Annotated in this window: 23 protein-coding genes and 3 pseudogenes; 15 read left to right on the top strand and 11 right to left on the bottom strand. The window is 58.1% G+C overall.

Annotation, left to right across the window (positions count from 1 at the left end; all coding sequences use genetic code 11):
- The first annotated feature begins 25 nt into the window (after positions 1–25).
- The 8 genes from GJ633_RS02270 to GJ633_RS02230 all read left to right on the top strand — a co-directional run bounded on the left by GJ633_RS02270 (position 26) and on the right by GJ633_RS02230 (position 5,554).
- Positions 26–397 carry a hypothetical protein gene (locus GJ633_RS02270; protein ID WP_123538917.1) on the top strand — a complete coding sequence of 124 codons (372 nt, stop codon included), beginning with the start codon at positions 26–28 and terminating at the stop codon, positions 395–397.
- A 7-nt stretch (positions 398–404) separates the two neighbouring features.
- A complete protein-coding gene (locus GJ633_RS02265; RefSeq protein WP_156586786.1) occupies positions 405–1,286 on the top strand; it encodes a class I SAM-dependent methyltransferase in 882 nt (293 codons plus the stop codon).
- 349 nt (positions 1,287–1,635) lie between these two features.
- Entirely contained in the window at positions 1,636–1,776 is a 141-nt protein-coding gene (locus tag GJ633_RS02260; RefSeq protein ID WP_123538915.1) for a YHS domain-containing protein, read from the top strand.
- 82 nt (positions 1,777–1,858) lie between these two features.
- Positions 1,859–2,452, top strand: coding sequence for an AsnC family transcriptional regulator (locus GJ633_RS02255; protein ID WP_123538914.1), 594 nt, complete (start codon positions 1,859–1,861; stop codon positions 2,450–2,452).
- A 12-nt stretch (positions 2,453–2,464) separates the two neighbouring features.
- Positions 2,465–3,103: a MaoC/PaaZ C-terminal domain-containing protein gene (locus GJ633_RS02250; protein ID WP_123538913.1), complete on the top strand. Its 639-nt coding sequence runs from the start codon at positions 2,465–2,467 to the stop codon at positions 3,101–3,103.
- Between the two features lie 240 nt (positions 3,104–3,343).
- Positions 3,344–4,075 (top strand): ABC transporter ATP-binding protein, encoded by a 732-nt coding sequence (locus GJ633_RS02240; RefSeq protein WP_156586784.1) that lies wholly within the window; start codon positions 3,344–3,346, stop codon positions 4,073–4,075.
- Positions 4,076–4,202: 127 nt separating this feature from the next.
- Positions 4,203–4,805 carry an ABC transporter permease gene (locus tag GJ633_RS02235; RefSeq protein WP_227262413.1) on the top strand — a complete coding sequence of 201 codons (603 nt, stop codon included), beginning with the start codon at positions 4,203–4,205 and terminating at the stop codon, positions 4,803–4,805.
- The gene (locus GJ633_RS02230) at positions 4,802–5,554 is read left to right on the top strand and encodes an ABC transporter permease (RefSeq protein WP_049909288.1); all 753 of its coding nucleotides are present in this window, start codon (positions 4,802–4,804) and stop codon (positions 5,552–5,554) included. The genes GJ633_RS02235 and GJ633_RS02230 overlap by 4 nt, the downstream gene beginning before the upstream one ends.
- A 135-nt stretch (positions 5,555–5,689) precedes the next feature.
- On the opposite strand, the gene GJ633_RS17570 is transcribed toward GJ633_RS02230, so the two are convergent.
- From GJ633_RS17570 to GJ633_RS02185, 9 genes and pseudogenes are all read right to left on the bottom strand, one after another.
- Positions 5,690–5,908 (bottom strand): SHOCT domain-containing protein, encoded by a 219-nt coding sequence (locus tag GJ633_RS17570; protein WP_231741201.1) that lies wholly within the window; start codon positions 5,906–5,908, stop codon positions 5,690–5,692.
- 244 nt (positions 5,909–6,152) lie between these two features.
- Positions 6,153–6,338 (bottom strand): annotated as a pseudogene (locus GJ633_RS17565) (copper-binding protein); the annotation flags it as partial.
- 335 nt (positions 6,339–6,673) lie between these two features.
- The gene (locus GJ633_RS02215) at positions 6,674–7,027 is read right to left on the bottom strand and encodes an SHOCT domain-containing protein (protein WP_049983674.1); all 354 of its coding nucleotides are present in this window, start codon (positions 7,025–7,027) and stop codon (positions 6,674–6,676) included.
- A gap of 6 nt (positions 7,028–7,033) precedes the next feature.
- Positions 7,034–7,450, bottom strand: a complete 417-nt coding sequence (locus tag GJ633_RS02210) for a DUF302 domain-containing protein (RefSeq protein ID WP_094529646.1) — start codon at positions 7,448–7,450, stop codon at positions 7,034–7,036.
- A 105-nt stretch (positions 7,451–7,555) separates the two neighbouring features.
- Positions 7,556–7,903, bottom strand: a complete 348-nt coding sequence (locus tag GJ633_RS02205; protein ID WP_049986201.1) for an SHOCT domain-containing protein — start codon at positions 7,901–7,903, stop codon at positions 7,556–7,558.
- A 63-nt stretch (positions 7,904–7,966) separates the two neighbouring features.
- Complete coding sequence (locus tag GJ633_RS02200) at positions 7,967–8,284, bottom strand: hypothetical protein (RefSeq protein ID WP_004048656.1); 318 nt, start codon at positions 8,282–8,284, stop codon at positions 7,967–7,969.
- A gap of 272 nt (positions 8,285–8,556) precedes the next feature.
- Entirely contained in the window at positions 8,557–9,261 is a 705-nt protein-coding gene (locus tag GJ633_RS02195) for a hypothetical protein (protein ID WP_123624180.1), read from the bottom strand.
- 33 nt (positions 9,262–9,294) lie between these two features.
- Positions 9,295–9,876: a MarR family transcriptional regulator gene (locus GJ633_RS02190; protein WP_004048657.1), complete on the bottom strand. Its 582-nt coding sequence runs from the start codon at positions 9,874–9,876 to the stop codon at positions 9,295–9,297.
- A gap of 125 nt (positions 9,877–10,001) precedes the next feature.
- Positions 10,002–11,390, bottom strand: coding sequence for a permease (locus GJ633_RS02185; RefSeq protein ID WP_049986199.1), 1,389 nt, complete (start codon positions 11,388–11,390; stop codon positions 10,002–10,004).
- A 328-nt stretch (positions 11,391–11,718) separates the two neighbouring features.
- On the opposite strand from GJ633_RS02185, the gene GJ633_RS02180 reads away from it, so the two are divergent.
- A complete protein-coding gene (locus GJ633_RS02180) occupies positions 11,719–13,185 on the top strand; it encodes an amidohydrolase family protein (RefSeq protein ID WP_050051507.1) in 1,467 nt (488 codons plus the stop codon).
- A 29-nt stretch (positions 13,186–13,214) separates the two neighbouring features.
- On the opposite strand, the gene GJ633_RS02175 is transcribed toward GJ633_RS02180, so the two are convergent.
- On the bottom strand, positions 13,215–13,739 hold the full coding sequence (locus GJ633_RS02175; protein WP_004048660.1) for a helix-turn-helix domain-containing protein: 525 nt from the start codon (positions 13,737–13,739) through the stop codon (positions 13,215–13,217).
- A gap of 201 nt (positions 13,740–13,940) precedes the next feature.
- Here GJ633_RS02175 and GJ633_RS02170 point away from each other — a divergent pair, with 201 nt between their 5' ends.
- Genes GJ633_RS02170 through GJ633_RS02160 form a run of 3 tightly spaced genes read left to right on the top strand, consistent with a single transcriptional unit; the run spans position 13,941 to position 16,762 of the window.
- Complete coding sequence (locus GJ633_RS02170; protein WP_004048661.1) at positions 13,941–14,156, top strand: heavy-metal-associated domain-containing protein; 216 nt, start codon at positions 13,941–13,943, stop codon at positions 14,154–14,156.
- Between the two features lie 4 nt (positions 14,157–14,160).
- A complete protein-coding gene (locus tag GJ633_RS02165) occupies positions 14,161–16,080 on the top strand; it encodes a cation-translocating P-type ATPase (protein WP_006186939.1) in 1,920 nt (639 codons plus the stop codon).
- A gap of 28 nt (positions 16,081–16,108) precedes the next feature.
- Positions 16,109–16,762: a hypothetical protein gene (locus GJ633_RS02160; RefSeq protein WP_006186940.1), complete on the top strand. Its 654-nt coding sequence runs from the start codon at positions 16,109–16,111 to the stop codon at positions 16,760–16,762.
- A 35-nt stretch (positions 16,763–16,797) separates the two neighbouring features.
- Here GJ633_RS02160 and GJ633_RS17560 read toward each other — a convergent pair.
- Positions 16,798–17,075, bottom strand: a pseudogene (locus GJ633_RS17560) (site-specific integrase); the annotation flags it as partial.
- A gap of 155 nt (positions 17,076–17,230) precedes the next feature.
- On the opposite strand from GJ633_RS17560, the gene GJ633_RS02155 reads away from it, so the two are divergent.
- From GJ633_RS02155 to GJ633_RS02145, 3 genes and pseudogenes are all read left to right on the top strand, one after another.
- On the top strand, positions 17,231–17,401 hold the full coding sequence (locus GJ633_RS02155) for a hypothetical protein (protein WP_231741205.1): 171 nt from the start codon (positions 17,231–17,233) through the stop codon (positions 17,399–17,401).
- A 68-nt stretch (positions 17,402–17,469) separates the two neighbouring features.
- Positions 17,470–18,131, top strand: a pseudogene (locus tag GJ633_RS02150) (DUF6735 family protein).
- 37 nt (positions 18,132–18,168) lie between these two features.
- Positions 18,169–18,453, top strand: a complete 285-nt coding sequence (locus GJ633_RS02145) for a hypothetical protein (protein WP_006183450.1) — start codon at positions 18,169–18,171, stop codon at positions 18,451–18,453.
- The last annotated feature ends 200 nt before the right edge of the window (positions 18,454–18,653 follow it).

The raw sequence follows: 18,653 nt of genomic DNA, 5'->3' as shown, positions 1-18,653 counted from the left end.
GGGACGGCAGTCGACAGCCTGAACGATGATTCGACGACTCCTCCATGGCCTCGGGTATGTGCTCGCGTACGTACTTTTCCTTGGCGCGAATACGCCGGACTCGGTCGTCACCCGTCTTCGCATCGCGTATCGTCTTGTCGGTGTCCGGATCGTCGAGACGCCACAGATCGATTCGGTCGAACGGACGATCTTCCTGTGTCCGTACCGAAATCTGGGCGCCACTTGGTTCGGGGAGAAGTGGATCTGTCACGACATCCTAGACCGCGTGGACGACGGCTACGTGACGTATCTCCGGCGGCACAAGGGAATCGACTACCAGCGTCCTCGCGGGTGTGCCGACCTCGCGTACTGCGACGAATCCGAGTACTGCTATTCGGAGGTTTCCGAACTCGAGTAGGTGACCGATGGATCAAAGTACTCTACGCAACCGGATCACCGACCAGTTCTCCTACCGCGGCGAGCGAGCCGATATCTGGCGGGCGTTCGACCTCCTGTTCGATACTGACGAGTTCCTCAATCTCGGCTACTCGGAGTGGTACCAGCCACATATAGCCGGTTCGAGTCAACGTCGCCTCGTCACGGAAGTCGGCTCGAGGGTCGCGTCGCATCTACCCACAACCGACGGAGTGCGCCTCCTCGATGTCGGCTGCGGTCGGGGGGGTCCAGCCCTCCACCTCGCCTATCAGTTCGGCTTCAACGTCACTGGTGTCGACCTCGTTCCGTACAACATCCAGATGGCAACCGAGAACGCACGGGGTAAGCACCTCGATTCCGAGTTCATCATCGGTGACGCGACACAACTCCCGTTTACCAGGGACTCGTTTACCGCGTGTACAGCCATCGACGCGCTCGTATACCTCCCCGAGCGGAATCGCGTTTTCGCTACAGTCGCAGATACCCTCGAACCCGAGGCGGTTCTCGTAGTCTCCGATCTCGTGATGCAGTCAGACGTGACTGAAACGGAACGGAGATTGGTCGATTCATTTGCGGATGCGTGGGATATGCCGTCCTTGGGTACTGTTGAAGGATACAAAGCTGCTCTCGACGAGACAAGCTTTGAGCTCAAAGCGGTCGAAGATATCACGAAACACAGCGTCGGACGCTTCCGAAAGTGGACGACGCTGTACCTCCAGCTACTCACGAGCCCGCTCCGGGCTCTCATTGAACGACTGTTAGGAGCGTATGATCTCGATCCCCTAGCGATTACTGAGCAGGTACGGAAGGCTCACCACGCGCTGCCGTTCCTGCGACACGTTATCTTCGTTGCGGAACTAGAGACTACTTGACTGCTACTTGCACGGCGCAAGAAAGAATCGGATCGTCACGTCGACGCTTGAGCATCCACGAATTTGGATGGACCTGTGGGGTCTTCACTCCTCGTGATTGTCGTGTGGTGGATCGTGACCCATAGGTTTAGAATTGGTTCAGACTCCAGTATTTATATAGGACACAGATAGGAATCCGTTGGTATACTCGAACGATAGTTCGGGATTGTGAGGTACTAACCGTTGATTGTGGAGTCAGAAAAGCCAAACCGTGCAGCACGGCTCAAATCGCTATGTATCCCGACTTTGGATTGCTAAGAACAAATTGCTTGGTTCAGGCCCTCGTACCATTGATGTGGGGTGAAACCGAATGGCAACTGATCCAGTCTGTGGAATGGACGTCGATGAAAGTGATCCGGCGGCCACAACTGAGTACGACGGTCAGACGTACTACTTCTGTGCCGAGGGCTGCAAGGAGACGTTCACCTCGACACCGGAGGATTACGTCTAACCGTCACACCCCACACCTGCGTCGTAGCTCCCCCACACCCACCCCCATTCACCCGATCCCCTCACCCCCATTCCGCCTTTCGATGACCCAACCAGAACTTGACGACACGGATCGCGAAATCCTCCGTCTTTTAGCGGAGAACGCGAGACGACCCTACAGCACTATTGCTGAGGCTGTAAATCTTTCACCCCCGTCCGTTTCAGCACGCGTCCGTCAGTTGGAGCAAGATGATGTCATTCGTCGATTCACCGTTGATCTCGACCTCACACAGTACGAAAACCGGATACACGTCATGGTACGCCTCCAGCCTGAGCTCGGAAAGACAGATTCACTTCGAGAATCGATCCTCAAGGCCCCATACGTAGAACACGTATTCACAACTGCTGAGGGCGAGATCGTGGTTGTTGCGACACCGCCGCGGACTACGGTCGGAAACTGGGTGCAGCACAGTCTACCACTGAGTGACGTGCGACGATACGACGTGCAACTGCTGTCAAGCGCCACCCGTTCAGCCTATGCCAACGGTACTGAATCCGTACTTACGTGCGCACACTGTGGAACCACTATCAGCGAAGACGGAATAGCTACCCGCGTTGGTGGATCACTCCAGCAGTTCTGTTGCAAAGACTGCGAGACCGCGTTCAAAGGAGAGCACGAGAATCCTCAAGAAAAGTAGAACTACAGATCAATGCCTGTTGACCCCGTCTGTGGGATGGAAGTCTCACAAGAAACTGCCGACCCGACTATCGAACACGACGACAAAGTGTATCACTTCTGCTCGGAAGACTGTCGAGCAGTGTTCGAGGAAGTACCTGAGAAGTATACCGAAACGCCACATCCGCATCTCGTTGAATCGGGAGGAATGACGCTCCCCCGAGTGCCATACGGTCGAGCCACTGGAGAGTTCGATCTCTCGATAACCGACCCATCTTCACTTAGCACGGGAGATAGTGTTCGCTTCTCGAAGACGATCACAGACGAGGATGTTAGGAAATTTGCAGAGGCGACCGGAGATACAAACGCGGTCCATCTCAACGAGGCATTCGCTGAAAAGACCCGGTTTGGCCACCGCATCGCTCATGGAACGCTCGTCTCGGGAATGATAAGTGCTGCACTCGCGTGCTTTCCCGGAGTCACGATCTATATTTCCCAGAATTTGGAATTCCGCCGACCAGTCAGCATTGATGACACCCTGACGGCCCGATGTGAGATCACCGACGTTCTCGATAACGACCGATACGAACTCACAACACAGATCGAAGATGATAGTGGAAGCCTCGTTCTCGATGGGGCAGCCACCGTTCTGATCGATCCCCTACCGGACTGAATCCGGCAGGGCTGTCGTGTTGACCACGACGAGATTCCCGAGACCGTCGTATGACATCTGTTGTAGACCAACTCGGAGGCCCATCTAATCAGAAGGGGTATTCGATTCGATAAGTCCGAAAACTCGGCCATCACAGAATAGTGCGGAGGAAATACTACTATTCAGGGTCGCGTTGACAGTGTCGTTTTGGATTTGAAAGAGTAATCGGAGTGAATTAGGAGCGTGTACATGTAGCTGACAATGGGATCATCCACAACTACTACGCCAGAAGGGAACAGTAGTGAGGTACTCGTTCGTGCTGAGGGAGTCGAAAAAACGTACGGGTCAAGACTCCCATTCACACGATCTGTGACCGTCTTGACCGGTGCCGATCTCGAAATTCGGACGGGGGAAATCGTCGGGATCGTCGGCGCGAACGGGTCGGGCAAATCCACGCTCATGAACATCCTCGTCGGTGTCCTCGAACAGGATTCCGGAACAGTCGAACGGACGGGAACCGTTGGCTGGTGTCCACAGGAACCACTGCTTTACGACCGCTTGACGGTCGGAGAGACGTTCCGACTGTTCGGTTCCGGATACGGAATGACCGCCGAAGAAATCGACGAGGCCAAACACCGCTTGGCGTCGAAACTCGATTTCGAGCAGTACCTTGACTACCGAATCGACCAACTCAGTGGTGGAAACCGGCAGAAAATCAATCTCAGTATCGCCCTGATGCACGATCCGGACGTCCTCATGCTGGACGAGCCCTACACTGGATTCGACTGGGAAACGTATCTCACGTTCTGGGATCTCGCTGAGGAACTCGCTGCCGACGGAACAGCTGTCACGATGATTTCACACCTGATCGAAGAGCAAAGTCGTCTCGACCGCATCTATGAGGTTCGTGACGGACAGGTCTACGACGTGACTGACCAGGAAGGCGAGACTGATGCAACGGCCAGTGAACGGGGGGAAGAGACCGATGAATAGGGTTTGGACGGGGATTCGGGCGAACGTCTCCACCTTCCTCAGAACCCCCCTGAATGTTGTCCTAGCACTTCTCCTTCCGATTGTCGTTATCGAAGGCTGGGGACAAGCAATGGCTGGGTTACCAAGTATGCCGACGGTCGAGGCGATTCCGATCGAGCTAGGTCGCCTTCTCGGAGCGATATTCGGGGTCGCCATCATTGCCGGCCTGATGGGACTCGCGCAGATGATTAGTGCGCGTGCAGCCGATCGGCGACTCGTTCAGACAGGCTATCCACCCCGAACACTGCTTGCGACTCGATTAGCGGCGCTCGGAGGAGTGACCGTTGTCGTGGCTGCCGTGAACTACGGCGTTCTCTGGCTGACGATTTCACCGGAAGCCCCTGTCCTGACGTTCGTATTCCTCGTCCTCGCCGGCCTCGTCTATGCGTTTCTTGGCGCACTCGTCGGGGCGCTCCTTCCGCGACTGTTCGAAGGCTCGCTCGTCGTGGTGTTCCTCGCGATGATGGACGCGTTCCTCAGTGGCGACAGCCCGCTGGCTGCTGACATTCCTGAGTTCGTGGAATACTTTCCGCTCTATCATCCGAAGGAACTCCTTCAGGAGGCGATGTTCCAAGGTACATATACGACGGGCGACCTCGGCTTCGTTGCCGGATACCTGCTCGTCTTGCTCGTGCTCGTCACCGTAGTGTTCGGAGTGACGATGCGCACCAGTGGTGGGTGGTCCGCATGAACCGTACGACAACGGCGTTCTCGATCGGCATCAAAGAACAGGCGCGTAACTACGTCCTCGTCGCTCTACTGGTCGTCCTACCGGTCTCGTTCATCACGTTGGCGTTCGCAGTCACCCAGGACGTCGAGATGCCGGTTCGGACGCTCGTCGACGGTGAGACGGCGACGGTCATGCGGGGGATGCCTGAGGTCCACGGCGTGATCATGACGCCGATTACGAGTGCTCTCATCGCCGGACTCGCCGGGTTGTTCCTGATGCGAGAAGCCAAAGACACGGACGGTCGTCTGGCAGTCGCTGGCTATCGTGCATGGCAGGTAATCGCTGCCCGGTTTGGGGTTCTCGCAGCAATTACTCTCATCGTCACCGGTGTCTCAGTTGGTGTGATGCTCGTCGATTTCCAGCCCGAGTATCTCTGGTGGTTCGTCGCAGCGATGCTCGTCGTCTCGGTCACGTATGGTCTCATCGGGATGCTCGTCGGGGCCGTCTTCAACCGCCTAGCCGGGATGTGGCTGATGCTGATTCTCCCGATGCTCGATATCGGACTGTTTCAGGATCCGCTGTTTATTCAATCTGAACCTGATTGGTGGATGAAACTCTTTCCGGGCTATTGGCCAGTCCGTGTAATGGTCGATACCGGACTCACAACCGACGTAGATACGGCTCTCTCGTTGGTGTGGGCTACTGGATATCTTCTCCTCGTAGCCGTGCTCGCAATTGGTGTTTACTACCGAGCCACACAGGCGAGTTGATCACAAGAGAAATCAGTCATAAATGGAACAAAACAGGTCACGGGATCGTTCTGAAATCAAAGGTATCGGTGAGGGCGGTATTCTCTAATCCCCGAATCACTTGACCCCGGTGAGTTCACCCTCTCACGGTGGCAATCAGTTGGAGATGTCCTCATCAGTAGCATCTAATCGCTCACGGCGACGTCTATACTCCTCCTCGTCAATTTCGCCCCTGGCATAGCGGTTCTGGAGCGTTTTTTCTGGCTGAGTCGTCGGTAGTCGATTGAGGAGATTTTTGGTTTCCAAGCCAGTAGAGCCCGCCACCGAGAACGCCCAGCATTCCGAGTACGCCACCAACAGCTGGTAGCCCTCCAACTCCACCTCCGTTGCGGCCACTCATCATTCCAGAACCACCTCGTCCCATCATTCCACCACCAGTATTCCCGCTTCCATCGCTGCTTGAGCCGTAGGCGACTGTACCCTGGTCAACAATCGCCTCACTCGATGGGACCTCTCCATCCGGGATTGAATCCTCCTCTGCCGGTCCGCCAGGACTGCCAACTACGATCCGTCCGACCATCCCAATCGACTTGTGCGGGATGCAGTAGTAATCATACGTCCCTGGCGTTTCGAACGTATATTCGAAGCTCCCGTCTGAGATCGTCCCACTATCGAAGGCGGAAGCGCCCTCCGGAATACGATCTGCGTACGCCGTAGCGGAATGTGCCCCCGCTGCGAGTTCAAATTGAACGGTTGTCCCGGGATCAACACGTAGGCCGATTGGGTCGAAGTAATTGTTTCCCATCTCCACGATGGGCGTCTCCTGTGCGTTCGCTGACTGAGCAAAGCCGGTGCTGGCGACTGCGCTGGCACCGACAATGCCTAAGAATTGACGTCGGCTGTGATGTGTCATGTTGTCTGGATCATTCTTCGGTGGGTAGCTACGCGCGATACTGGTGCGAAGACTTCGGACGTGACTCACTCCGAACTTGTCGTTTGTTCCCATTACTACTCATAACCATATGCTGAATCGAGCACACCATTTCGATGTAACGGAACGATGCTGCCGAACGGTTGGTTTCGATACCCTCGAGTCGATCCGCAGGTGTTCAAACGGGTGAAACGCGGTTTGGGTAGTGGTCACTCTGATTGTTCGAGCTTTTCTCGTCGGGCTTCGAACTCTTCGTCCGTGAGATCGCCACGAGCGTACGCCAGACGTAACTCTTCCATCGCGGGATTATGAGACGTCTGTGTCTCGCTCATCCGCCGGAAGATGAGATATCCACCGCCCAGAAGCGCAAGGAGGAAGATGACCGGGACGAGCATCCCGATGAGGGGCCACCAACCACCTGTGGTACCGTACTGGCCCATCATTCCTCCGTATCCCATCATCCCACCGAACCCCATACCCATTGTGAGCAAGGGAAGGAGGATGAACGCTCCGAGGACGATGAGCAGTATCGTCGTCGTATCCAGTTGATCCGATGATGCCATCAGAGATCAGGCCTCCGATGCGGATCCGAACTCGTCAGTTACGGCTGCCAGTACGCGGTCGAATCGTTCGCTGACCTCGGTCGCGACGGAGTCAAGCGCGTCGTTATCAGCGATCCCGACTAACTGTTCCGGGTCGACCGCACTCACCACGATGACGCCGCCATCGTTCTCGTAGACGATGACGTTACAGGGCAAGAGCGCACCGAGTTCAGTTTCTACACTCAACCCTTCGTATGCCAGCGGAGGATTGCACGCACCGAGGATGCGATACTGGCGGAACTCCTCACCGAGTTTCTCCTTGAGCGTCGCCTGAATGTCGATGTCACAGAGAACACCGAATCCCTCGTCTTTGAGCGCGGCATTCGTTGCGTCGACGACATCGTCGAACTCTCCATCAATCTTGGTTTGTATTGTGTAACTCATGTAATACTGTATTCTGTTTACGCACTTAAGCGTTCGGTCCCGTCGCCCCAACTGGCAGACGAGAATTTTTTCTCGACGATGCTCCTTCTATTTCGGTCATGGGCACTACTCGAGTTGCTTTCGTCGACGTTCGAACTCTTCATCGGAGAGTTCACCGCGAGCGTAACGCTCACGAAGAACCGAAAGCGGCCGACTATCACTCCTCTCAGAATCTCTGTTGAGGAGTGAGTAGACGAGATAGAGCGGGACGACGATTAGGAGCCCCATCCAAAGGAAGCTCCAGAGGCCCATTCCACCGCTGAAGACCCCCCAACCGCCGCTACCCATCATACCGCCGCCGTAGCCTCCACCACCGTGAGCCGCTGCGGTGCCCGTTGCTACAATCAACAGCGGAACCGCTAGTATTGCGATTCGACGAGTCGTCCGCCCGAGAGTGTTGGTGTAGTGTGTCATTGTGATCGTTGAGTCAGTAAGTCGAATATCTATCGTGTCAGACGAGGATCCGAACAGGGATCGTTAGCAGCCGTACCCCTGTCCGTTCATCCCCGTCGCGGTGTGATTGTCGTCCGCCATATCTTGGGCCATCTCGTCGACGGTCACGCCCATGTGCGCTTCCATCTCGTCAACGGCATTCGGGCCCATGTAGTCGGTCATGTGACCTTCCATCCAGGCCGCCCAGTCTGCTGCACTACCATCGGCTGGCGTCCCTTCAGCTGCCGTCTCGTTCCCCTGGATCGGTTCGTCACCGTGTGCGCTAACTACCGGGGCGGCAAACGCGAGTCCGACAATCGCGAGCACCACGAGCAGCCATCGTCCGAGGTTTCGGTTGGTCATTGTTTTTCGCCTCAAGTAGTCATACGGTGGGTTCGGAGTTATCTTCGTGGGAGTGAACTCAAACAGGAGAGCGTTCAAGAACGTCTATAACGCCATCTAAACGTTTTCTACTGACGGGATCGTTCATACCTGCCGAATTCGAAAGGATCAGAGGAATGGTGAGAGCAAAGGGGATCCGTCGAGACTGTTCACCTCATTGCGGCGATCCAGACAATAACCACGGTTCAGGCGGCGAGGGAGGCTCGGGTATTGCTGACCACGAACGAGATGGATCAGTTCCCTCGGAACTGGTGATACTGCCTCGTGAGTGCCTGACGATGGTAGAGGATTCCAATTGTCATGAGGAACAGAACGGTCGCAATTTCGTAGCCATACGCACCAAGCAATAACATCGTTGAAGAACCACTCAGTCCGCCTGCAAGTAGTACGGCAAACAACGGGCTAACGCAGGCAGGGCACGCCACAATCCCGACTATTCCTCCGACTGCCGACTGCGAGAAATCAAGCAATGCATCATAGACGAGATACGCCAGCGCGAACAGGCCAACCGCTTGGTAAGGAATGAGCGAGACCGTGATCAGGTCACCTGTATAGACGAAGACCGGACTCCATCCCAAAGATCGACCCCACGTTATTCCGAAGCCGCTTGGTCCAGTGAGCTGCCCGAAATGAGAGGTGCTCGGTCCAAGTAATCCTGAAAAATAAAACATCACGATGAGATATAGAGCAACGACAAGTGCGGCACCAATACGATACACTCGACGTTTCGTTACAGGTCGAGTGTGCCAGATCACCCAGACTGAGGCGGTGAACCAAATAAATGGAAGGACGAAATGGGTCCACCGGCTCCCCATATCTCCTGTGAAATATGCGTACACCAACCCGGCGATCAACTGTGCGGCGAGGAGGAGATTGAGCCACGTGCTTGACTTGAGAACCCGGCTAATGCGATCAGTTTCGAGTGTTGCTTGTGACATGATGGGTAGTGTTAGTATGAATTTCTACGTCTGTTAGTTCTGCAGGTCATCACTCGGATACACGCGGTAGGTTCGACCCTGTCGTTCCCGATACAGCAGCCCGCGCTCCTCGAGTGAACTCACGGTCTGGCTCACTTTACTCTTTGAGAACTCAGATCGATCCCGAAGTTCGATCTGCGTGATTCCAGGCGAGTTCAGGACGGGTTCAAGGACGCGTCGTTCATCATCCGGTAAGAGATCGAGAACGCGCGCTTGCGGATCCGATTCAGGATTGATAGGCGTCGCCGGCGAGGCGTCATCGTCTATCGATGTAGGCGTTGCCTCCGATACCTGATCGGGGTCGATGTGATCCGCTGAGTCGGTTGTCGAATCGATGAGATTCCCTCGAACCACGTAATAGATGCCACCGATACTGCCTGCGACCAGAAGGGTTCCAACCACGTACCAGAGAGGATCTGGACCGTGAATCGCCCCCATAGACGAGTCCATCATCGGCCCCATCGACTGCTCGATAGCGCGACGCTGTTGATAGGCCCGCCAACTGAGTAGTCCGCCAGCCAAGAGGACGAACCCAAGGAGCACACCAACGACGGTATCCGCTGGACGTTGGTTCATATGACATCCCCTTGTTTCGATATCTGACTGCTCATACAATCAATTTTGGCGCGACAGGTGTGACAATTGCGGATTGAAGGTGCGATGATGAAGTGCTTCACAGCGGATGAACCACAGTACATCTATCAGTGATCGTGATCGTGGTTTGTTATCTGCGGGCTTTGATCAGCAAATTCCGTGGGCTCTTCCTCGAATGCCCGCTTACAGGTCTTCGAGCAAAAATAGTACGTCATCCCATCATTGGACGCACTCGGCCCCTCATCGTCGGTCCGCATGCCACACACCGGATCACGATACTGACCTGGTGCGCCGATTCCACGTCGGTAGACATACAGGAGGAACCCGGAGAGCGCGAAGGCGATAATATTGAGGTAGAACGTGTAGTTGAGCTCGAAGTACGTCTGTTCGGTCGCCGTCTCGCCACCGGCCAGATCTGGTACGATGCCGAGGGCGTCGAACAGCAACTCCATGAGGAAGCCAGTGAACGCCATCGTCACGAAGAAGACGCCAAGGATGTACAGCATGATCTTCCAGCCGTAGTACTTCCGGTAGACGTTCAGCACGGGCACGGTGATGAGGTCGGCGTAGACGAACGCGATGATCCCGGCGAAGCTGACGCCACCGCCCCACAGCGCGACGGCGAACGGGACGTTGCCCATACTGCCGACGAAACTGAGGACGGCGATGATGACGCCCATGACGGCGTTCTCGGCAGTCACGAGCAGGCCGTCGCCCTGAATGAACAGCGTGTTCCACACCCACTGCGGGACGAAGACGATGACGAACCCAGAAATAAGGAAGCCGGCGACGATGTCTTTCCAGATCATCGACCACTCCTTGCGGTACTGATTCCCGACCTTGTACCAGCCACCCCACGACAGCAACTCGTCACGCCACCCGCCGCTACTCGACGTCTCCTGGCGATAGGTCTCCATACAGCCCTCCGAGCAGAATTTGAGCGTCTCACCGCCGTCGGTCGTGAGCGTGTACTCGTCTTTCCCCTCCATCCCGCAGGTGGGATCTTCCGTGACGCCCGCCTGGCGGTCGCGCTCGTTGAGCTTCTCGCGGACTTCGTTAAACAGGTTTTCGGGAAGCGTAAGGTGGACGATGGCGGCCATGACGGCGATGAGAATCAGGCCGCCGAGCAGTTCCGCGACGAGGAACTCCCAGCCAAGCAGGATGAGAATCATCAGCCCTAGTTCGACGATGAGGTTCGTCGACGCGAACATGAACGCGAGGAAGTTCACCGCGTGCGCCCCCTTCTTGAACAGGCCCTTCCCGATGGCGACGGCGCCGAAACTACAGCCACTGCTTGCTGCTCCGAACACAGTCGCCTTGGTAAGTCCAGTTAGATCGCCCTCACCCAGCACCTGTGCCATCCGCTCCTTCGAGACGTAGACCTGGACCAGACTCGTAATCGTGAGGCCCATGATGATCGCCCACGCCGCCGTCCAGAGAAATCCGACACCGATACGAAGGGATTCAAGAACTCCGTCGATTATCGTCGCCTGCATAGGTGTATCATTGTAGGGATCATCTATTGCGGTTTTGATTAGAATATACTGCCTATGAGGGTATCAGTACTATGGCATCGTAACCGTCGGCCATAGATGATCTATCGTGAAGAGGGGAAAACATTGCAAACCTCCACAAGCTCCACGGAATCCGACTTCAGATTCAAAAGGGGAATCTGATTAAATCACGCCGACGTATTAGAGGCTAATGGGACCAGTAGAGACCGATGATATCCCAAATGAGGGGAACACCACCTGGAAGAACAGCCTTCGCCGGCCTGCTCGGTTGTCCAGTACGGTAACTGTCACATCCACTTCCTAATTTACGATGGCTGTCGATCTGGCAATCCATGATGCACTCGTTCTCACAGCCGACGAGCGGAACCGCCTGTACGAGCGCGGCACAGTATGCATCACCGATGGCTGTATCGAAGAAGTCCGACCATCACGTGCAGGAGACGGAGAATTAGAAGCGTCCACCGTTATCGACGGGAACGGGAAACTGGTGATGCCGGGGTTGGTGAACGCCCACACGCACTTGGAGATGACACCGCTCATCGGTGCGTTTAGCGAACTCGAGCTGACGGAGATGCTTGGGAGTGGGACGGCCTTGTTTAACAGATTAGGGAACGGCGAATTCGAGTACCTCGTCGAGGCAGGCGTCGAGCTCGCAGCGCTCAATTTCCTCTTGGGCGGTGTCACGACCGTGAACTCGATGGACGCACGGCCTGCCGCAGGTGCAGAGGCGTTCGGGGAAGCAGGGCTCCGCGGATTTTTCGGCCCGGCGATCTCGGACCTCTTCTGGGACCAACCAGTCGATCAGCAGTTCTCCCGTGCTCGCGAGTTCGTCGAAACGTACCACGACACGTACGAGGGCCGAATCAGGGCGACGATCTGCCCGCACGACGACTGGTCGTGTACCAGGCAGCTGTGGGAACGGACCGCGTCCCTCGCCGCAGAGTACCCGGACCTGCTCGTCCACACGCACTTGCTCGAACTCGAGGAGAGTAACACGATGGCACGAGCGAACGGTGGCGAGGACTCGGTGGGATTGCTCGACGACGTTGGACTCCTGGACGACCGACTGGTCGCTGCTCACTTCCGCCTCGCCGACGAAGAGGACATCCAGCGAACCGCCGAGGCGGACGCGGCTGTTGCGCACTGCCCGTCCGTCTTCTGTTACTGGAATCCGGACGGGGAGACGCAGTGGACGCCCGTTCCCGAGCTTCGAGCCGCCGGCGTCGACGTCGGAGTAGGGATTGACGACCACTACTGGCACGACTCGTACAGCATGTTCGGTGAAGCGCGGCAAGCTCGGCTGGCGGCAAATCTCAAGCGTTCAGCCGGGCAGTTCGACTCGATGGAACTGATACGAATGCTCACTATTGAAGGCGCACGCGCGCTGGGGATGGGCGACGAGATCGGCAGTATTGAAGCGGGAAAGCGCGCGGATATTATCCTCCTCGACGTCGACAAACCGAAGTTCACGCCACGGACCAATATTCCTGCACAGGTCGTGAACAACGCGGTGCCGGCCGACGTCGAGACAGTGATCGTTGACGGCGACGTCGTCCTCCGGAATGGTGTGCCCGAGACAATGGACTCGGACGACGTGCGACAGCGAGTAAATCAGGCTGTCGAACGCTTCATGGACGAGACAGGCTGGGAGTTAGACATTGGTGGTAGTGAACCGCCGACCAGCATCGAGACTGTACGGGACCTCCCAAAGCGTGGCCCTGCGCGACTCCTGACTCGCCTCGCGATGCAATCCGCGCGTGATCGGTTCTCCTTCTAAGACCCTGCCAGCGTAGGGGTGGTTCCCCCTCAGGAATTTCTGTGGGCGCGAACGAACGCACGTCGCAGGACGGTCAGAAGAACGTACGTCTCGTACTTCTGGGTCTGGCAGTGCTCGCAGGGCTGCATATCCTCGACGATCTCCTCAATAGCGTCGTCGTACTCGTCGGTGAGCGTAGTGAGCGCGTCCGTGATCTGGGGCTGGGCAGCGTCGATCATCTCCTCGACGGCGGCGTCGGCCGAATCTGGTAGTGAGTACGAGAGGACGATCGTGTTCGCGTGGTAGTACTTCGTCGTCCCACCACGCCCCTCCTCGAAGCGAACGACGTCGACGAGGCCCGCATCCCGGAGCTCGTTGATGTGATGGCGGACCGTGTTCTCCGTCCGGTCGATGCCGCGATCGTCGAGGCGTTCGTGGACCTCGGTCGCAGTTAGGGCTTCCTCGGACAGAATGTCGAGGACCATCGCCCGCATCGGCTCGTCGATGGCGTCCGAAATCCGAGTGTCTCGCACCGCGATGTCGTCGAGACGGTGGTCGGTATCGGAATCACTCATACGAGAACTGAGCGCGAGCACGCGGGAAAAGGTAGCGGGGCAGGAGTCGGGTAGGTGTCTGTCGAGGTATCCAGTACAGGATGGACCCGCGATAGCGAAAGCCCTAGACGACCCGTTTGACTGTTCCAACGACCCGTATCCGAATTCAAACATATCATCTAAAAAATACTTATTGAGGTACGGGCACTATCTCAAACTGTAATGAGCGACACAACCCAATTCCGCGTCCTCGACTTCGACTGCCCGACCTGCGCGAGTACCGTCGAACGCGCCCTGTCGAACGTCGACGGCGTCCAGCACGTCGAAGTCCACTACGCGACCGGCCGCGTCGAGATCGAGTACGACGACAGCGTCACTGACCCCGACGCCTTCGCAGAGACCATCGAAAACCAGGGGTACACTCCCCAGCCCGCCTAACACTATGAACAAACAATCGATCACGCAGTACTACCGGAACCACCGGAAGGCCATCGTCACGGCGACGAGCGGCCTGCTGTACGGCGGTGGCTGGAGTCTCGGCTACCTCACGAGTTTCGAGATGGCAAGCGCCGCCATCCTCGTCCTCGCGACGGTCGTGGGTGGCTACGACATCGCCAAGACCGCTTACCACGAGGTCACCAACCGGACGCTCGGCATCAAGACGCTGGTGACGCTGGCCGCCATCGGTGCTATCGTCATCGGGGAGTACTGGGAAGCCGCCGCCGTCGTCTTCCTGTTCAGCCTTGGCAGCTACCTCGAAGGCCGGACGATGCGGAAGACCCGGACGGCACTTCAGGAGCTACTGGAGATGACGCCCGACACGGCGACCGTCCGTCGCGACGGGACACTCCAAGAGGTCTCCGCCCGCGATGTCGAAGAGGGCGAAGTCGTCGTCGTAAAGCCGGGCGGGAAGATCCCGGTCGACGGAACCGTCGTCGACGGCGAGAGCGCAGTCAACCAGGCGCCGGTCACCGGCGAGAGCGCGCCCGTCCACAAGGCCGACAGCGACGAGGTGTACGCCGGGACGGTCAACCAGGAGGGCGCGCTAGAAATCCGGACGACGGGAGCGGGATCGGATACGACTCTCGAACGGATCATCCGTCGCGTCGAGGAGGCCCAGGAGGCTCAGTCGCCCACGGAGAGTCTCATCGACCGGTTCGCGAAGTACTACACGCCGGCCGTCATTGCCCTGGCTATCGGCGCGTACGCGGTCACGCAGAACGCGATCCTGTCGCTGACGCTGCTGGTCATCGGCTGTCCGGGCGCGCTGGTCATCGGGCCACCGGTCAGCATCGTCTCGGCCATCGGTAACGCCGCCCGGTCGGGCGTGCTGATGAAGGGCGGCGAACACCTCGAACGCGCCGGCAAGATCGATCTCGTCGCCTTCGACAAGACGGGGACGCTCACGAAGGGCGAGACCACCGTCTCCGACATCGAGGGGTTCGGCGTCGCCGCCGCCGACGTCCTCTCGCTCGCAGCGACCGCCGAGAAGAAGAGCGAACACCACCTCGCGGACGCCATCGTCGACATGGCCCGCGAACGCCAGACGGCTGCGACGGACGGTGGAGCGACGGTCGCCCAAGCGGACGATACGGACGTGGGGCGCAGGTCGGTCCCCGATCCCGACGACTTCGACGTGGTCGCCGGCAAGGGCGTCATCGCCCATGCCGATGGCCAGGAAGTCGTCGTCGGCAACCGCGCGCTGCTGGACGACCGCGACGTCGATGTCCCCGATCGGGTCGCCGACTACGTCCGCGAGCGTGAGGGGCGCGGCGAGACAGTCGTCCACGTCGTTCGGGACGGGGACATCATCGGCGCGATTGCGATGCGGGACGAGCTCCGGGAGGCCGCTCCTGGGGTCGTCGCGGCGCTCCAAGACGCTGGCATCGAGACGGTGATGCTCACCGGCGACAACGATCGGACGGCCGCTGCCGTTGCCGAGGAGGTCGGTATCGACGAGTACCGTGCCGAACTCCTCCCCGAGGACAAGCAGTCCGTCATCGAGGGCTACCAGGCCGACGGCCACGTCGTCGCGATGGTCGGCGACGGCATCAACGACGCGCCATCGCTGGCCACTGCCGATGTCGGCATCGCGATGGGTGCTGCGGGAACGGACACCGCTATCGAAACGGCTGACATGGCGTTGATGGCCGACGACCTCGAACGCATCCCGTACGCGGTCAAACTCAGCAAGGCGACGCGCTGGAACGTCCTCGAGAACGTCGGGATCGCGGTGCTGACCGTGACCGTCCTCCTCGCGGGCGTGCTCACCAGCTACGTCACCCTCGCGTCGGGAATGCTGGTCCACGAGGCCAGCGTCCTCCTCGTCATCCTCAACGGGATGCGACTGCTCCGCTACTGACCACGAGACACGATCACAACCACAACTCATGACATCGAATTCGACTGCGACTGACACGACCCAGACGAGAACCAATTGGCAGGTCGACTACGACGTCGAGCCGATCGAAATCCGCGACCCCGTCGCGGAGGCCCTCGACGTCCTCGAACCGGGCGAGCCGTTCGTCATCGCTTATAGAGACGCGGTGAAAGAGGCAGGACACTCCTGTCCGACTGCCTCGGGCGCCTACCGGATCGTCCAGCTCGGGCTCGACGCCCTGTATCCCGACGACTATCCAGTCCGGAGCGAAATCGAGGTCCAGACGGCCGGCCCGCAGGAGGATGCTGCGTACGGCGTGATGAGCCGTATCATCTCGTACGTGACTGGCGCGACCGGCGATGACGGATTCAGCGGGCTCGCCGGCGGCTATGGCGGCCGCCGCGACCTCCTGTGCTTCGACGGGTTCGACCCGGACACGGCGGACCCGACGTTCCGGTTCCGGCGAACCGACACGGACGAGACCGTCGAAGTGGCCTACCACGTCAGCGACGTTCCTAGCGGTGGACCCGCAATCGGGAACCTCCAGAGGATTCTCGACGGATCGGCAAGCGACCAGCAACGGGAGGCCTTCGCTGACGCTTGGCACCGCCGCGTGCAGGCTGTTCTCAGAGACGCCACCCTATTCTCCGTCGAAGGGGTATGAACGCGGCGGTGTACCCCTCACACTCGTAATGAGAGTTACCGCGATATACTGTTGGGCTCCTTGGGTACCTTGGTAGCGCCATCACCTAACTCGCCGACATCGATATGAGAGTACCCCACGCAAACCATCCCCTCAGAGTTGTCCAAGTATCGAGCTACAACCGCCAACCCAAATACTCAAACAAGAATCTCGCCCATCCCGCGTCAACTGCCATATGGAGCAAGGTAATCGTGTTTCCAATGGTCGATATCGATCTCCACAGCCTCTGAAGTCGTTGGAGAACCGACCGTGACCCATCAGTCATAATCTGCGGCAACGTCTACGGACACATCTATGCCGTTGTATGAGTCGTCGGAGCGCCCTGTCGGTGCCGTCGATATTGACGGGGTACAAGAGGTCAACTATGATTTATTTCCAGTTCATTTCGAACTGATTCGAAGGCACGCATCAAATCTATCCTCCGAGGTTGTGGAGTTCCTCCGGTCGCTCGCGGAGTATCTCGAACCGAACGAAGAATTCGACATCCAGACGGCCGGATTTACCAAGTGCCGATTTCCCGTGCTGGCCAAACGGTACGTCGTCCGCGACGGCGAAGTCCTCCACGCAGACCTCAGTTCCCCCGACCTGATCGACGAGTAGCGTTGTTCGTCCCCTGGGAGGGGTGCGGGGCGATCCAGTCGTGGGTCGTCCTACGAGGTGATTGTTCAATGGGCCACCGCGCACTCGTTGCGTACGAACGAACTGACGGACAGTACACGCTTCATTACTCTCATTGGGGCGCAGCCAACCTGAAGCTCAAGCACCGAATCTCGGCTGAGTCGCCGTTCGGTGGCGACGACACCGACTCCAAGTGGGCGAAACAGCTGCTGGCGGAACTGGCCGATGGCCTTGAGGCAGATGCCGTCGACGGCTACCTCGCCGGCGAAGACCGCCCATCGACGGTCGTCGAGCCGAAGCCCCGCGCCACCGGGCTTACCCTCGACGAGATCGTCGCGGACCATCTCGACTACCTCCACCACGAGGCGTTCTACGTGGTGTCACCGACCTTCGAGGTGACCGCCTACCGGACACTATGGTTCGGCCTGCAGTACGATTCGGAGACAGTCGAACAGGGAGAGACGGTCGGGAACGGCGCGCTCGCGACGGTGCGCTGGTACGACGGCGAGCCGGTCGGCGACGGCCACCTGCAGGGCCAGTTCGCGGCCCTCAAAGACGTCGTCGGCGATATGTTCGACAAGGGCGTCTTCACGCGTCGACGGCGAGACAGTACCTGAAACAGAAGCTGGCCGAGCGAGTCGGAGACCGACAGGAGCTCCTCATTCCGACCGGAGAATCACCCTTCGAGACAGCGAGTCTCGGCAAGCCGTAACACCAATCCCTTAGTGGATATCGGGGGATGTCTAAGTATGTCAAATCAGTCTGAAGATGACGTTCGTGTTTGGCTTGTCGAACGGACGTACTCCGATGACGAGCAGAACCTGATCATCCTCACCTACGCAACACCCGATGGAGAACAGTACTATCGGAAGGAACGCGCACTCACGTCCTTCACCGACGTCCGAGATACGACAGCAGCAGTCGATGCTGAACCCGGCAATCTTGGCATGGTCGATGACCCCGACCTCCAGGAGCAATACGCGGCCGAAGCACAGCGAATGCAGGAAGTTCACGACCCTGACGACGTAATCTGAGATCTACTGGTCGACAACGCTGCAGGCCATGGGTTATGTCGTAGCAGGCCTTAGACGGGGTATGCGCGAACTCGTCTTCGCTCTCGAATACGAGCCCGGCTGCAACAGGGTGGCGGACGCCCTCGCCGACCACCCCGACGCTCGCGTTCGCTCGCTCTCGCTGCACGCCACTGCCGAGCGTCTCTGGCGGGTCGACCATG

This window comes from Halorubrum sp. CBA1125 (assembly GCF_009742825.1).
In the GTDB taxonomy this organism is placed as follows: Archaea; Halobacteriota; Halobacteria; order Halobacteriales; family Haloferacaceae; genus Halorubrum.
Note: the sequence above shows the minus strand (reverse complement) of the source record. Positions and strands in the feature narration are given on the sequence as shown.